The 15,233-nt window shown below is 66.5% G+C and carries 13 protein-coding genes; 6 read left to right on the top strand and 7 right to left on the bottom strand.

All coding sequences use genetic code 11. The features are described from left to right. Positions 1 to 190: 190 nt before the first annotated feature. From TF1_RS05235 to TF1_RS05250, 4 genes are all read left to right on the top strand, one after another. A complete protein-coding gene (locus TF1_RS05235) occupies positions 191 to 961 on the top strand; it encodes an SDR family NAD(P)-dependent oxidoreductase (protein ID WP_011292210.1) in 771 nt (256 codons plus the stop codon). Between the two features lie 2 nt (positions 962 to 963). Next, entirely contained in the window at positions 964 to 1,698 is a 735-nt protein-coding gene (locus TF1_RS05240) for a FadR/GntR family transcriptional regulator (protein ID WP_011292211.1), read from the top strand. Continuing rightward, positions 1,695 to 2,840 (top strand): galactonate dehydratase, encoded by a 1,146-nt coding sequence (gene dgoD, locus TF1_RS05245; protein ID WP_011292212.1) that lies wholly within the window; start codon positions 1,695 to 1,697, stop codon positions 2,838 to 2,840. Before TF1_RS05240 ends, dgoD begins: the two co-directional genes overlap by 4 nt. Before the next feature lie 94 nt (positions 2,841 to 2,934). Next, entirely contained in the window at positions 2,935 to 3,654 is a 720-nt protein-coding gene (locus TF1_RS05250) for a FadR/GntR family transcriptional regulator (protein WP_011292213.1), read from the top strand. 98 nt (positions 3,655 to 3,752) lie between these two features. Here TF1_RS05250 and pafA read toward each other — a convergent pair whose 3' ends face one another. From pafA to TF1_RS05270, 4 genes are all read right to left on the bottom strand, one after another. Beyond that, on the bottom strand, positions 3,753 to 5,111 hold the full coding sequence (gene pafA, locus TF1_RS05255; protein ID WP_011292214.1) for a Pup--protein ligase: 1,359 nt from the start codon (positions 5,109 to 5,111) through the stop codon (positions 3,753 to 3,755). A 70-nt stretch (positions 5,112 to 5,181) separates the two neighbouring features. After that, a complete protein-coding gene (prcA, locus tag TF1_RS05260; protein ID WP_016188829.1) occupies positions 5,182 to 5,925 on the bottom strand; it encodes a proteasome subunit alpha in 744 nt (247 codons plus the stop codon). Between the two features lie 49 nt (positions 5,926 to 5,974). Continuing rightward, entirely contained in the window at positions 5,975 to 6,823 is an 849-nt protein-coding gene (gene prcB / locus TF1_RS05265; protein WP_011292216.1) for a proteasome subunit beta, read from the bottom strand. 174 nt (positions 6,824 to 6,997) lie between these two features. Further along, entirely contained in the window at positions 6,998 to 7,201 is a 204-nt protein-coding gene (locus TF1_RS05270; protein WP_011292217.1) for a ubiquitin-like protein Pup, read from the bottom strand. A 285-nt stretch (positions 7,202 to 7,486) separates the two neighbouring features. Between TF1_RS05270 and TF1_RS05275 the strand changes: the two genes are divergently transcribed. Continuing rightward, a complete protein-coding gene (locus tag TF1_RS05275) occupies positions 7,487 to 7,705 on the top strand; it encodes an EF-hand domain-containing protein (RefSeq protein ID WP_016188830.1) in 219 nt (72 codons plus the stop codon). Positions 7,706 to 7,772: 67 nt separating this feature from the next. Here the strand turns inward: TF1_RS05275 and TF1_RS05280 are convergent, their stop codons facing one another. Both TF1_RS05280 and TF1_RS05285 read right to left on the bottom strand, forming a co-directional pair. Further along, positions 7,773 to 9,392 (bottom strand): amidohydrolase, encoded by a 1,620-nt coding sequence (locus tag TF1_RS05280; protein WP_011292219.1) that lies wholly within the window; start codon positions 9,390 to 9,392, stop codon positions 7,773 to 7,775. Positions 9,393 to 9,464: 72 nt separating this feature from the next. After that, positions 9,465 to 10,766: an MFS transporter gene (locus TF1_RS05285; protein ID WP_011292220.1), complete on the bottom strand. Its 1,302-nt coding sequence runs from the start codon at positions 10,764 to 10,766 to the stop codon at positions 9,465 to 9,467. 196 nt (positions 10,767 to 10,962) lie between these two features. Here TF1_RS05285 and TF1_RS05290 point away from each other — a divergent pair, with 196 nt between their 5' ends. Further along, on the top strand, positions 10,963 to 12,483 hold the full coding sequence (locus TF1_RS05290; RefSeq protein ID WP_041428090.1) for a PucR family transcriptional regulator: 1,521 nt from the start codon (positions 10,963 to 10,965) through the stop codon (positions 12,481 to 12,483). A gap of 27 nt (positions 12,484 to 12,510) precedes the next feature. On the opposite strand, the gene dop is transcribed toward TF1_RS05290, so the two are convergent. Then, positions 12,511 to 14,028, bottom strand: a complete 1,518-nt coding sequence (dop, locus tag TF1_RS05295; RefSeq protein ID WP_016188833.1) for a depupylase/deamidase Dop — start codon at positions 14,026 to 14,028, stop codon at positions 12,511 to 12,513. Positions 14,029 to 15,233 lie beyond the last annotated feature (1,205 nt).

The following is a 15,233-nucleotide window of genomic DNA, read 5'->3' on the forward strand; positions in this document are numbered from 1 at the left end:
GCGCCGGGGAGGGACTGAAGGGGGGACAACGCCGCGGACCATCAAGTTACCTATGACCTGGATCACCTGGAAGTGGTCTCGCGCGGAACCGGTGATTTCACCGATAGGCCCTTGCACCGCGATGACCTGCGGCGTAAAAATAATTCAGATTTATTTAGGCGACTGTGACCGTCCGACTCCGGAGCGCATCGTGCCCCTTCCTGTCCGTACCGCCCGCTTCACCGACCGCGTCGCCCTCGTCACCGGGGCCGCAGGCGGCATCGGGGCCGCAACCGCACAGCGGCTAGCCGCCGAAGGCGCCGCCGTGGTCCTCACCGACATCGACACGGAACGCGGAGAACGCGTCGCCGCCCGCCTCCGCGACCAAGGCCACCGGGCGGTCTTCCAGTACTGCGATGTCTCCGACGAAGACTCCTGGGCCCACGCCGTCCGCACCGCCAACGACACGTTCGGCCCCGTCGACGCCCTCGTGAGCAACGCCTACCGCGTCACCATCGCCCCCGCCCACGCCACCTCGCTTGCCGACTGGAACGACCAGATCGCGGTGACCCTCACCGCTACTTTCCTCGGGGTACGCGCCTGCCTCACTGACCTCCTGGCCCGCAACGGCAGTGTGGTCGCGGTGTCCTCTGTGCACGCCATGGTGGGCCTGCCCGGCCGCCCCGCCTATGCCGCGGCCAAAGCCGGGCTGACTGGACTGGCCCGGCAGCTCGCCGTGGAATACGGGCCGCAGATCCGGGTCAACAGCGTCCTCCCCGGCCCGATCCGCACCCGGGCTTGGGACAACGTCAGCGAAGACGACGTGCGCCGCAGCGTGGAGCAGACCGTGGCAGGCCGCCTCGGCGAACCCGACGAAGTCGCCGCCGCGATCGCCTTCCTCCTCTCCTCCGACGCCTCCTACATCACCGGCACCACACTGCTGGTCGACGGCGGCTGGACCTCCTACAAAACCTCCGCGTGACCATGAGCAGCTCCTACCCCGGGCGGGGCGTCCACGGCCGCGTCGTCGAACTCCTCGGCGAACGCGTCGCCTCCGGAATGATCCGCGAAGGCGACACCCTCGACCTGCGCTCCTTGAGCGCCGAACTCGGTGTGAGCATGAGCGTGGTGCGGGAAAGCGTGCGGGTACTCGCCGCCAAAGGCCTCGTGGACTCCCGCCAGAAACGCGGCACCTTCGTGCGTCCGCGCACCGAGTGGAACCTGCTCGACGCCGACGTCGTGCGCTGGCGTGCCCGAGGCGGTGACACCGCCCGGCTCATGGCCGACCTGGCTGAACTGCGTGCCCTCATCGAACCCGCTGCGGCCCGCTTCGCTGCCCAGCGACGCACGGAAAACCAGCTTGCCGACCTGGACCAGGCCCTCGACTGCATGGACCGCACCCGTGGGGATCCGCGCGCCCACGCCCTCGCCGACCTCGAATTCCACCGCTGCCTCCTCGCTGCCTCCGGCAACGAACTGCTATCCCGCATGGACCTGCTCGTCGCCCCCGGCCTCGTGGAACGCGACATCCTCGTGCACTCCGCCGACCCGAAAGCCGACCCGGTGCCGGCGCACCGCGCCGTCGTCGACGCCGTGCGCGCCCGCAACCCTGACGCCGCCGAGCAGGCGATGCGCGCCCTCCTCGCCGCCGCCGACGCCGACCTCCGCCGCCTTGCCGGCACCGCCTTGGACCCGCCCAACCGGAAGGACCGCCCGTGAAGATCGTCCGTGTCGAAACCTTCGCCGTCCCCCCGCGCTGGCTGCTGTGCCGGGTCGAAACCGACGACGGGGTCGTCGGCTGGGGCGAACCCGTGGTGGAAGGACGCGCCTCCACGGTCCGCACCGCCGTGCACGAACTCGCGGAACTCCTCCTCGGACGCGACCCCATGCGTATCGAGGACCACTGGCAGTTGATGACCAAAGCGTCCTTCTACCGGGGCGGGCCGGTACTGTCCAGCGCGGTCGCCGGACTCGACCAGGCTCTGTGGGATATCGCGGGCAAAGTCCTCGGCGTCCCCGTGCACGTGATGCTCGGCGGCCCGGTACGCGACCGGGTGCGGGCCTACAGTTGGGTAGGCGGGGACGAGCCCAGCCAAGTCGCAGACGCGGTAGCGGAACGGGTCGACGCCGGGTTCACCGCGGTGAAAATGAACGCTTCCGGCCGCACCGACCCGCTCTCCACCGCGCACGCTGTCGCCGAGATCGTGGCACGCGCCGAAGCCGTCCGCGACGTGCTCGGCCCCGACCGGGACTTCGCCGTGGACTTCCACGGCCGGTTCACTACGGCGAACGCCCGGCGCGTCATCGACCACCTGGCCCCGCTCCACCCCTTGTTCGTCGAAGAACCGGTGCTGCCCGAATACACCCACCGCATCGGGGACGTGGTCGCGGCCACCACTGTGCCCATCGCCACCGGGGAGCGGCTGTTCTCCCGCTCCGACTTCCTGCCCGCCTTCCAGGCAGGCATCGCCGTCGCCCAACCGGACCTCTCCCACGCGGGCGGCATCTCCGAAGTGCGCCGGATCGCCGCGCTCGCGGAAACCTTCGACGTGCTCCTGGCCCCGCACTGCCCGCTCGGCCCGATCGCCCTGGCGGCCAGCCTGCAGATCGCCTGCTGCGTGCCCAACTTCCTCATCCAGGAGCAGAGCATCGGCATCCACTACAACCAGGGGGCGGATGTCCTCGACTACCTCATCGACCCGGACGTGTTCACCTTCACCGACGGTTTCCTGGCGCGGCCCACCGCGCCCGGGCTGGGCATCACCGTGGACGAGCGCGCCGTCCGCGACGCCGACGGATCCGTCCCCGACTGGCGGGGCCCCGTGTGGCGGCACCCCGACGGCTCGTTTGCTGAATGGTGATCTTTCATCTCAATCACCCCTCCGTGTGACCTCTTGCACATTAAGTGAGGGAATGTTACTTTCGCGGAAACCGACCTGTTTGAGGTATCCGCGCATGGGGAGTGAGAGTCTGGCCGACCGCCTGGCCGACCGCCTGCTCGACCAGGTGGTGCGCGGTGAACTCGCCGTGGACGAGGCCCTGCCCTCGGAAGCCGAGATCGCCGCAGCAGCCGACGTCAGCCGTCTGACCGTCCGCGAGGCGGTCAAAGTGTTGCGGACCAAGAACATCGTCCGGGTCAAACGCGGTCGGGGAACCTACGTCAACGCACCCGAGCACTGGACTGACCTGGAACTCATCCTGCGCATGGCGCAACGCCGCAGCGGGGCAGGCGCCGCAGCACTCGGACTGCTGGAAGTACGGCGCATCCTGGAAGCCGGAGCCGCCGAACTCTGCGCCCAACGCCGCAGCGACGCCGACCTCGCCCTGTTGACCACACACGTCGCGGAGATGGACAAAGCCATCGCCGCGGACGACGCCTCCACGTTCGCCCGCGCTGAAACCGCCTTCCACGAAACCATCGTGCGGTCCTGCGGCAACGTGTTCATCCCAGCGATCTGCGCCCCCGTGGACCGGCTACTGCTGCACCTGCACGCCCGGACCGCAACCATCGCCCACATCCGGGTCCGCGCCCAAAGCCACCACCGCCGGATCCTGTCCGGAATCGCCGCCGGCTCCCCTGCCGCAGCCCGGGACGCGATGCGCGCCCACTTCGACCAGCTCGCTGAAGACCTGCTGCGCCACGTCGTCGACCGCTGCGGTGTCAGCGAACCGTAGCCGGCTGCCGCACCCGACGGCAGAAGCGCAGCGCACAACTGCCTGGGCTGCGGCGGGGAGAAACGCTCCCGCTCCCCGCCGCAGCCCGGCATCACCACTCACATGCCAGCGATGAGCTTCTCCACCCGTTCATCCACCGCCTTGAACGGGTCCTTGCACAACACGGTGCGCTGCGCCTGGTCGTTGAGCTTGAGATGCACCCAGTCCACGGTGAAGTCCCGCCGCTTCTCCTGGGCTTTCTTAATGAACTCGCCGCGCAGCCGGGCCCGCGTCGTCTGCGGCGGCACCGACTTCGCTTCGAAAATCCGCAGGTCGCTGACCACCCGCTCCATCTGCCCGCGCTGCTGGAGCAGGTAGAACAGGCCGCGGTCCCGGTGAATGTCGTGGTAGGTCAAGTCGAGCTGGGCCACCCGGGGGGACGAGAGGCTCAACCCGTGCTTGGCCCGGTAGCGTTCCAGCAGCTTGTACTTGGCGACCCAGTCGATCTCCCGCGCCACCAAGTCCAAGTTGCCGCTCTCCACCGCCTCCAGGGTGCGCTGCCACAACTCCAAAACGCGCTTACCGGTCGCGTCAGTGCCGGTGCGGTCCACAAAGCTCTGCACCCGCTCCAAGTATTCGCGCTGGATCTCCAACGCGCTGGCCTCCCGACCGTTGGCCAGGCGGACCTTGCGGCGGCCCGTCATATCGTGGCTGATCTCGCGGATCGCCCGGATCGGGTTCTCCAACGTGAAGTCGCGCATGGGCACATTCGCTTCGATCATGCGCAACACCAAGTCGGTGGAGGCGAGCTTGAGCAGCGTCGTGGTCTCGCTCATGTTGGAGTCGCCCACGATCACGTGCAGTCGCCGGAACCGCTCCGCGTCCGCGTGCGGCTCGTCACGCGTGTTGATAATCGGACGGGACCGGGTCGTCGCCGACGACACACCCTCCCAAATGTGTTCGGCGCGCTGACTGACGCAGTACAGCGCGCCGCGCGGAGTCTGCAGGACTTTACCCGCCCCGCAGATGATCTGGCGGGTCACCAGGAAGGGAATGAGGACATCGGCGAGCTTCCCGAACTCCCCGTGCCGCGCCACCAGGTAGTTCTCATGGCAGCCGTAGGAGTTGCCGGCCGAGTCCGTGTTGTTCTTGAACAGGTAGATGTCCCCGGCGATCCCCTCCTCGCGCAGCCGCTGCTCGGCGTCGATCTGCAGCCCTTCCAGGATGCGTTCCCCGGCCTTGTCGTGGGCTACCAGGTCGAGCAGGTTGTCGCACTCGGGGGTGGCGTACTCCGGATGGGAGCCCACGTCCAGGTAGAGCCGCGCGCCGTTGCGGAGGAACACGTTGGAACTGCGCCCCCACGACACCACACGGCGGAACAGATAGCGGGCCACTTCGTCCGGTGACAGCCGGCGCTGCCCCCGGAACGTGCAGGTGACCCCGTACTCGTTCTCCAGACCGAAGATGCGGCGTTCCACGCGGCCTCACCCGTCCTTCTTCATCCGCGGCGCCGCGGACCCGCGGCCCGCGGCGCCTGCCGAATCACACTCAGTCAGTGGCGCCGCCGTCTTCAGAGGACTGCGCTTCAGCCGCCTCCTCGGCCTCGCGCGCCTCCTGGAGCATCCGGGCCAACCGTTCCCCCTGGATGCGACGGAACTTACGGTGCGGCCGCGAACGTTCCAGCACCGCCACCTCCAGGCTGCTGGCTTTCAGCTCGCGTCGTTCACCGTTTTCGTGCGCCAGACCGTGCACCGCGACCCGCAGCGCGTCGGTCAGGGACATGTTCTTGACGTACCGTTCCCGCAGCGCCGCAGTCACCCGCTCGGCGGAGCCGCCCATCGCCAGGAAGTCGCGTTCGTCGACCACGGAACCGTCGAAAGTAATCCGGTAGATCTGGTCGGAGTCGGGGGAGTCACCGACTTCCGCGACGACAATCTCGACTTCCCAGGGCTTGCTGCTCTCCGTGAAGACCGCGCCGAGGGTCTGGGCGTACGCGTTGGCCAGCATCTGGCCTGTGACGTCGCTGCGGTCGTAGGTGTAGCCGTGCATGTCGGCGAAGCGGACACCGGCAAGGCGCAGATTCTCGAACTCGTTGTAGCGGCCGACCGCGGCAAACGCCACCCGGTCGTAGAGTTCGCTGATCTTGTGCAGCGTCCGGGACACGTTGTCCGCCACGAACAGGATGCCGCCCTCGTATTGCAGTACGACGGCGCTGCGGCCCCGCGCGATCCCTTTTCGCGCGTAGTCCGCCTTGTCCTTCATGATCTGTTCGGGCGAGACGTAGAACGGCATCGACACCGGCGTAGTTTCCTTTACTGGTCGAAGAGCACGGATGACAGGGTCAGCTCACCGGGGCGGTGGGTCCGTCGGGGTGTTCAGCGCGGGCGGCTACCACCGTCTGCGCCAACGATTCGACTTCCTCGTGCGACATCCGACGGTGGCCGTCCTCGGTAATGACGTCGACCAGCGGGTAGATCTTGCGGTGCAGGTCAGGACCACCCGTGGCGGAGTCGTCGTCGGCCGCGTCGTAGAGTGCCTGCAGCGCAACCAGTGCAGCGTCGGTCTCGGCAAGGTCATCGCGGTACAGCTTCTTCAAAGCCCCTTTGGCGTAGACCGAACCGGACCCGATGGCGTGGTAGCGGTGCTCCTCGTAGCAGCCGCCCACCGGGTCGTAGCTGAAAATGCGGCCTTCTCCGCGGGACGTGTCGTAGCCCACGAGCAGCGGGACCACCACAAACCCCTGCATGGCCAGCCCCAGGTTGGAGCGGATCATGGTGGCCAGCCGGTTGGCTTTGCCTTCCAGCGACAGCGGGCGCCCTTCCCGCTTCTCGTAGTGCTCCAGTTCCACCTGGAAGAGCTTGGCCAGTTCAATACCGATTCCGGCCGATCCCGCAATACCGACCGCAGAGAACTCGTCGGTGCGGAACAGCTTGTCCATATCCCGGTTGGCGATCACATTGCCGGACGTGGCTCTACGGTCGCCCGCGAGCACGACACCGCCGGAAAAGACAACAGCCACGATCGTCGTGGCTTCGGGAGTCAAGTGGGCGGGGGAGCTGTCGGAGGGAAGGTTGGCGAAATTGGGCAGCCGGTCGGGACTCACCTGACGGAGGAAGTCGACGAACGACGTGGGCCCCGGACTCATGAACGCGGCGGGCAGCCGTCCACTACCCATGAACGCTTCAGACACGCGACTCCCTTCGGAGGTGCCCCGTCCACGTGGACGGGGCACCGCGGACTTGTTCGTTTGCCTTGCTGTGACCCTACTGACAGCTCAGAAGACGGAGGTACCCGCCGACGGTGACTTCTCTTTCAGCGAACTTCCGCCTGGGGACGGCATCGACGCCTGGGGTACGGTGCGGGACTACTCGCCGCCTTTCTGCACGAACTGCCGGACGAAGTCTTCTGCGTTGCTCTCCAGCACCTCGTCAATCTCGTCGAGGATGTCGTCCACGTCCTCGGCCAGCTTCTCGTTGCGCACCGAGGTCTCCGTGGTCACCTCGATCTCTTCAACCTCCTGGTTGCGTCGGGTTGCGTGCTTCTGACCCCCGGTTTCCTTCGTCGCCATGTGGAGGCTCCTCCCTGTGTTCGAGCTCTCGCCTCTATCTTGGCCACTTGACGCCCAACTCAACCCTTACGCAGAGCGTCGTTTCGCGCACGTTACCCACTGCGGCACACGTACACACGTTTGAACAGCCACAATGCACACCGTATCGCCTGGGAAAACAGAAAAATAGGGCCGGATTTCTCGCCTTGTCCTGCCGTGCTCGCCCGGGGCCAGGCCGCTGTAGGGTACCGGTCGTCCACGTATCGCGCTCACCCACACAGCGCAACGTCCGGAAAGGGGACGGCGGTGGCCGACACCAACGAGTACGCGGCAACGTTCAACCTGGTCGACAGCGACGGAGACCAGCGCATCTCCGCGCGGGAACTGGGGCGGCTCATGGAAGTGCTGGGCTCGCCGATCACCCTCGACCAGGCCGAAGAGGCCGTGCGCAGCATCGACTCCGACGGCGACGGGCTGATCTCGCTCGAAGAGTTCGCTGCCTACCTGGAGTCCGCCCGCAACTGAGGCGGGCCCTCCCCCCACGAAAAAAGGTGGGGGCCGACCCGCGGCCCCCACCAGTGCAGCACTGTGGTTACTGCTCTTCCGCCCGGTAGGCGATTCGACCGTCCAGCACGGTCAGCCACGCGTTCACGTCGCTGAGCTCCTCGGTGGGGATGGCTTCAATGTCGCGGTCCAACACCACCACGTCTGCGAGATAGCCCGGCTTCAACGCGCCCAGCCGGTCCTCCACGCCCAGCGCATACGCCGCGTCCCACGTGTGGGCGCGCAGCGCCTCGTGCACGCTGATCGCCTGGTCGGCGCCGATCTCCACACCCTCGCGGGTGGTGCGGCGGACCGCGTTGGCGACCGTGTCCATCGGACGCAGGCTGGACACGAACGAGTCACTCGACAGCACCGGACGCAGCCCCAAGTCCAGCTCCTCCCGCATAGGCTGCAGCCGGTGCGCCCGCTCCCCCAAGCGGCGCAGGAAGTCGCCGCCGCTGTCGTAGAGGAAGTTCGGCTGGTTCACCGGGATCACCCCGTAGTCGGTGAACCGCCGCGTCTGCTCAGGCGTCGGGTAGCCGCAGTGCTCGATCCGCGGCCGCGGGTCAGGCCCGGCCACTTTGACCGCCGCGTCGATCGCGGCCAGGGTCTGCTCCATCGCCCAGTCGCCCTGCGTGTGGATGGCGACCTGCCAGCCCTGCTCGGCCGCGCGCCGCACCAAGTCCACCAGCTCCTCGGGCTCGTGGTACATGCTGCCGGTGAACTCGCCGTGCTCCCCGTACGGCACGCTGAACCGGGCCGTGCCGCCCAGCAGAGTGCCGTCCGAGTAGAACTTCATCCCGGTCAGACGCAGCCAGTCGTCGCCGAACGGCGCCGCCAGCCCCACAGAGTGGAACGCGTCCAACTGGTGGGACAACGGCAGCCCGAAGGTCCGCACCGGCAGAGTCCCCGCCGCGTGCGCTGCCCGGTAGACCCGCAGCTCCCGCGCGGAAACCTGCGGGTCGCACACCGTGGTCACCCCGGCGGCGAGATACGTGTCCGCGGCATCCTGCAGCCAGCCCAGCAACTGCTCAGCGGGCAGGTCGGTGTGGAAGTTCGGCCCGTGGCAGCCGATGTCCACCGCCAGCGGCAGCAGCAGCTCCATCGCCGAATCCACCACCATCCCGGTCAGGCGGCCCGCCTCGTCCCGCAGGAACGCCCCACCAGGCGGGTCGGTGACGTCATCGGTGACCCCGCTCTGCGCGAGCGCGGCAGAGTTGACCACCGCCTGGTGCCCGGAAACGTGGTAGATGATCACCGGATGCTCGGTGGTGGCCTCGTCCAGCACGCGCCGGGTGGGACGGCCCTCCGGGTATTTGGCGTCGTCCATCCCGAACGCGCGGATCCACTGCCCCGGCGGGGTGCGCTCCGCCGCGGCCGCCACCGCCGCGACCAGGTCGGCGACACTCGTCACCGTCGGATAGCGGGCGTCGAGCGCCGCCAGCGACTCTGCGGTGGACAGCAGGTGGTTGTGCGGGTCGATAAACCCCGGCAGAACCGTGCGCCCGCCCGCATCAATCTCCACCGCGTCGGGACCCACCGCGGCCCGAGCCGCCTCCTCAGTTCCCGCGAGCAGGATCCGGCCGTCCCGGACGGCCAGCGCTGCAGCACGCGGGTTCGCCTCGTCCATGGTGATCACGGTGGCGTTGCGGATCAGCAGAGCGGACACAGCTCGACTCCTTCGTCATCGGTGTCACAGGGTGCGCCGCCAATGCGGCACAACCAGACAGGGTCCAACGGGTCAGGCTTCAGCAGCAGCGAGCACGTCGCTGTCGCGGTAGCGGGGCGCCTTGACCAGGCAGGCGATGCTCACCAGGGCCATGAGGATGAGCAGGCCCGCAACCGAGTAGATGGTTCCGGTCGCTGCGTACAGCGCGGTGCAGACCAGCGGGGACAGGCCACCGAAGATCGCCCCGGCCACCTGGTAGGCCAGCGAGACGCTGGTGTAGCGGGCCTCCGGCGGGTACATCTGGGCCAGCACCCGGGCGATCGGGCCGTAGGTCGCGGCCATCACCAGGCGCATCAGAGCCAGTGCCAGGAAGATCAGCGCCGTGCTGCCCGTCTCCAAGACGAGGAACTGCGGCACCGCCAGGATGATCACACCGATCAAACCCAGCACCACCACGCGGACCGTGCCGAAGCGGTCACCCAGCCAGGACACGCCGAGGGTCGCGACCAGTTCCACGAAAGCCGCGACCGACAGGCCGTTGAGGATGACCTGCTCGCTCACGCCGACTTCCGTCACCCCGTAGCTCTGCAGGAAAGTGGTGACGACGTAGTAGCCGCCGACCGCCACCGGAAGCACACCGATGCCGAGCAGCAGCGGCTTCCACGAACCCTGCAGCGCGGCGCGCAGCGGCAGCTCCTTGGGGGCCTTCTCCTGAACCGCGGTGAAGACCGGGGACTCCTCCACCTTGAGGCGGATCATCAACCCCACCGCCACAAGCACGATGGAGGCGAGGAACGGCAGGCGCCACCCCCACGAGTAGAGGAAATCGTTGCCCACGGCAGCGATCAGGCTGAAGGACCCGGTGGCCAGCAGCGCACCCGCGGGGTTACCGAGCTGGGCAAAAGATCCGTAGAACGTCTTCTTGTTCTCGGGCGCGTGCTCCACGGAGATCAGCACCGCGCCGCCCCACTCGCCGCCCACGGCGATGCCCTGCACGAAGCGCAGCACCACCAGCAGCAGCGGAGCAACGAACCCGATCTGCTTGTACGTGGGCAGCAACCCGACCAAAAACGTCGCGGTACCCATCATGACCAGCGTGGTGACCAGCGCGGACTTGCGGCCCACCCGGTCACCGTAGTGGCCGAAAATGATGCCGCCCAGCGGACGGGCGAAGAAGCCCACCGCGAACGTGGCGAAAGAAGCCATGAGTCCCACGAGAGGATCCGTGTCCTCTGGGAAGAACGCGGTAGCAAAGATGAGGCTGGCAGCGGTGGCGTAGATGTAAAAGTCGAACCACTCGATGGTGGTACCGACGAACGACGCGATCGCGGCACGTAGCGGACTGCTGGTCGTTGGGGGACTCTGCTTACTCATGATGGCTCCGTGCGGGTCTCTTCAGACGCCTCCTCGTGGAGGTGCCGGTAAACTGCCTGAACTCCACGATGACCTGCGTAAATAGGAACAATGTGACGTTAGACTCCCCCATAGGGAACCGTGAAAGACGATTCGTATAGTCAAAACCGTGACTAATGTGCAGTACGCACAGTTTGCGGGCGGCAGACCGCTCACTATGCGCGCTTTGACCGCCCGACCTGACCTGGAAATCCGGATCCGCGCCGGCCACGGCGGACTGGACCGCACCGTGCGCTGGGCCCACGTCACCGAACTCCACGACCCGGTGCGGTGGCTCCGCGGTGGAGAACTCGTGCTGACCGTGGGGTTAAACGTCGGCGCCACGGAAGCAGAACAGCGCGCCTACGTCGCCCGGCTCGACACCGCGGGATGCGCCGGACTCGGCTTCGCCCTTGACACGTGGCTGACCGAAATCCCGCCGGCCATGGTGGACGAGGCAGAACAGCGCAACATGCCGCTGCTGTCCGTGGAAGGCAACACCCCGTTCATCGCGATCGTGGAAGCGGTCGCCGAACACTACGCCACCGAGCAGCTCCGCCTGCAAGGCAAAATGCTCACCGCCCAGGACGCCATGGTCCGCTCCGCCCTGCGCACGGGTCTGCCCGGTGTGGTCACGGAACTCGCCAAAGCAGTCGCCGGGGAAGCCCTTCTCCTCGACCAGAACGGGTTGACCACGCACTCTGTCCCCGGTGGCGAACACCCCTGGCACAGCACGGTGCGGTCCGCGGTCGTCCTCGACGGGGACCGGCCGCGCGGCATGTCGATCCTCGCCGACGGGGACGCCACCATCCTCCTACAAAACCTGCGCGCTGGCGGCAGCACCCTCGGCTGGCTGGCGCTGCGCTGCTCCTCCCCCGCCTCCGCCCCCACCCGGATGCTCACCAACCACGCTGCATCCCTGCTGACCATGCACCTGCTGCGGTCCCGGGACGCGCGGCGCCTGCACCACCATGCCCGCGCCCCGCTGCTGCGCCTCCTCGTCACCGACCGCACCGCCGGAGCGTCCGCGGCCCGGCTCCTGACGCTCCCGCCGCCCCCGTTCGAAGTAGTGCACCTGGCCACCGACCGCCCTGACACGTTGGTCGACCAGGTTGTTGACGCGCTCGCCGACGTCATGGGCAGCGGCCCAGCCCTCGACCGGGCCGCGCTGTGCGCGCTCGACGACGGGGTCCTCGTCGTGCTCCCCGAATCACGGACCCGCCCCCGCCTGGGTGAACTCCTCTTCACTGATTTGGCGGCACGTCCGGAAGGCCCGCGTGCTGCGGGAGCATGCCAGGCCCGCGGCTCGGCGTACCTCGCTGATGCGGCGAACCGCGCCCGCCGCATCGCCGCTTCCGGTCCCGGCTACCGGCACGCCGCAGACACCGAAGCATGGTCGCTGCTGCGCGACTCCCTTCCCGCGGAAGCATCCGAAGAATTCCAGCAAACCGTGCTGGGCGCGCTCCGCGAGCACGACGCGCGCAACGGCACCGAACTCGTGGCCACGCTCCGCTCCTACCTGGAGCACAACTGCGGGATCGAAGCCACCGCCCGCGCCTTGGGCGTGCACCGCAACACGCTGCGCGCCCGGCTGCGCACCGCGGAACGAGTCATGGGCCGTTCCTTGGACGTGCCCCGGCACCGCCTGGAACTGTGGGCGGCCCTCGCATTGGATGCGGGCAGTGCTCCCGGCCCGTAGGGGATCCAGGCCGGGAGCACCCAGGCCTCAGCGTTTGCCCGTCAACGCGGCCACCAAGTCCGCAGCGGTTTCACAACGGTCCAGCAGTTCACCCACGTGCTCCCGGGTGCCGCGCTGCGGCTCCATGGTGGGGACCCGCTGCAGCGAGTCGTAGCCGGGAATGTCGAAGATGACCGAGTCCCACGATGCTGCGGCCACCGAGTCGGAGTACTTGGCCAGGCAGCGGCCCCGGAAGTAGGCGCGCGTGTCAGCGGGAGGCTCGGTGACGGCCCGCTGCACTTCCGACTCGTCGAGGAGCCGCTGCATGCGGCCGCGCGCCACCAGCCGGTTGTACAAGCCTTTGTCCTCGCGCACGTCGGTGTACTGCAGGTCGATCATCTGCAGGCGGGGGTGGTCCCACGCCAGGCCGTCGCGGGCCCGGTAGTTTTCCAGAAGCTTGAGCTTGGCCACCCAGTCGAGCTGGTCGGCCAGTTTCATCGGGTCGTCGGCGAGGGTCGTCAGCACCGTTTCCCACCGGTCGAGCACGTCGGCAGTGTCCGGGTCGACGTCGGTGCCGTAGCGGTCCTCCACGTATTTGCGGGCCTGCTCCAAGTATTCGCCTTGGAGCTGCAGCGCAGTCATCTGCCGTCCGTCACGCAGCCGCACCTGGTGGGTGAGGCTGGGGTCGTGCGAAATGGCCCGCAGGTCGGCGACTGGCGTCTCCAACGACAGGTCGTTGGTGAGGAAGCCGTCTTCGATCATCGACAACACGATCGAGGTGGTCCCCAGCTTCAAATAAGTGGAGATCTCGCTCATGTTCGCGTCGCCGATGATGACGTGCAGCCTCCGGTACTTGTCAGGGTCGGCGTGCGGCTCGTCGCGCGTGTTGATGATGGGCCGTTTCAACGTGGTTTCCAGGCCCACTTCGACTTCGAAGAAGTCGGCGCGCTGGCTGATCTGGAACCCGGCGTCGCGTGCGTCGATACCGATCCCCACCCGGCCCGCCCCGCACACCACCTGACGGGAGACGAAGAACGGGATGAGGTGCTGCACGATCTCCGAGAACGGGGTGGACCGGCGCATCAGGTAGTTCTCGTGACAGCCGTACGAGGAGCCCTTGTTGTCAGTGTTGTTCTTGTACAACTGGATGGGCTCCGCGGAGGGGAGCATCGAAGCGCGCCGGGCCGCATCCGCCACGATCCGCTCCCCCGCCTTGTCCCACAGGACTGCGTCACGGGGATTGGTGGCCTCGGGGGCAGAGTACTCGGGGTGGGCGTGGTCGACGTAGAACCGCGCCCCGTTGGTGAGGATGACGTTGGCCAACCCCAAGTCTTCGTCGGTGAGTTGGCTCGGATCAGCCGCCTCGCGCGCCAGGTCGAAGCCGCGCGCGTCGCGCAACGGGTTCTCCTCCTCGAAATCCCAGCGAGCTCTGCGCGCCCGCGCGGCCGAAGCCGTCAGGTAGGCGTTGACCACCTGGGTCGAGGTCACCATCGCGTTGGCACCGGGGTTTCCTGGCACGGAGATCCCGTACTCAGTCTCGATGCCCATAATCCGCCGCACAGTCATGTTGTGAAGGGTATCCACCGAGACACGCTTTGATGCATGACCCGCCGAATTGTGCTCGAACAGCCGAGTTCGCCCCGTACGCCACGGTGACGGCCAGTCCTCACTTCCGAGCTCGATTCGCGAGGGCGGGACCCAGGGTTTTGGGTCGTCCGACCGATGGTTCCCGCCAGCATCGGCGCTTTCTTAGCGAGAAGCCCCAGGACTACCAGCGAGCAGAATCGTCTCAATATCGGCTTTCGACCCGAGAACGTGACATCCCTCCCTGCACGCCCTCTGGCCGCAAGCTACCGAAATCCACAAATCAATACGAAAGTGCAAAACCTAAAACGAAGATCTTCCACCACCCCTTCCCCTTGAATCAGAAAATAAAAATCGCAAAATACTTGTAATTTTATTCAATTTTAAATCATCTTCATCAAACCACCAAAAATCCAATCTACCCCCAACAGCACACTGGACCGCCAGAACATTTCTCGCTGATTAGAGCCTACAAAGAGCCTTCATGGACACGAAAAACCGGAAATTCATGGAAACCACACAGGGCATGGACATCTCAAAGCTACGCGCAGCTAGAGACTTGTGCGCGGTTCTTCAAAACCGCATACAGGAGGACTGTTCGCCATACAGCTGATACGGAAGATCAACCCACTACCACGGTAGTGCCCAGCGGGAAGCGCCCCCTCAACCATGGATGGTTGAAGGGATAATCTCTGACGGTGTCACCGACATCGAGAAAAAGACAGTTGATCCATCTCTGATCAGCTCAATTCTAACGAGCCAGCTGTACAGCAATCCTTATATATTCCCGCATGCGCGGGGAGCACTCCCCCGTTCAGGGGACCGGATGGGGCGCGGCGGACCATCCCCGCATGCGCGGGGAGCACCCTAAACGACCTGCAACTTTACCAGCGTGCAGCACCAATTTCATTCACTTCCGAAAAGAAGACCAAGCTCCCCAATAAGAAAATTTGGCCCAACAGGCATGGAGCATCAGGACAGAGTCGTCTCGCATAGCAATGAAACCACCGATGTGAGAAGCCTTCAGCACAAAGCCATTCCTCAGGCGTAGAAAACCCTCACCGCACATCCCACAGGTCCCCCTACGGACACGACGACAGTCCTGCACACCGACTAGAGCCCACGCGATCCCACCACTCCCCTTTACAGAGCTGGACAGAGCAGGTTCCGCGCCTGTTGGTAAGCCG

Source organism: Thermobifida fusca NBRC 14071 = JCM 3263, assembly GCF_001592045.1.
GTDB lineage: Bacteria > Actinomycetota > Actinomycetes > Streptosporangiales > Streptosporangiaceae > Thermobifida > Thermobifida fusca.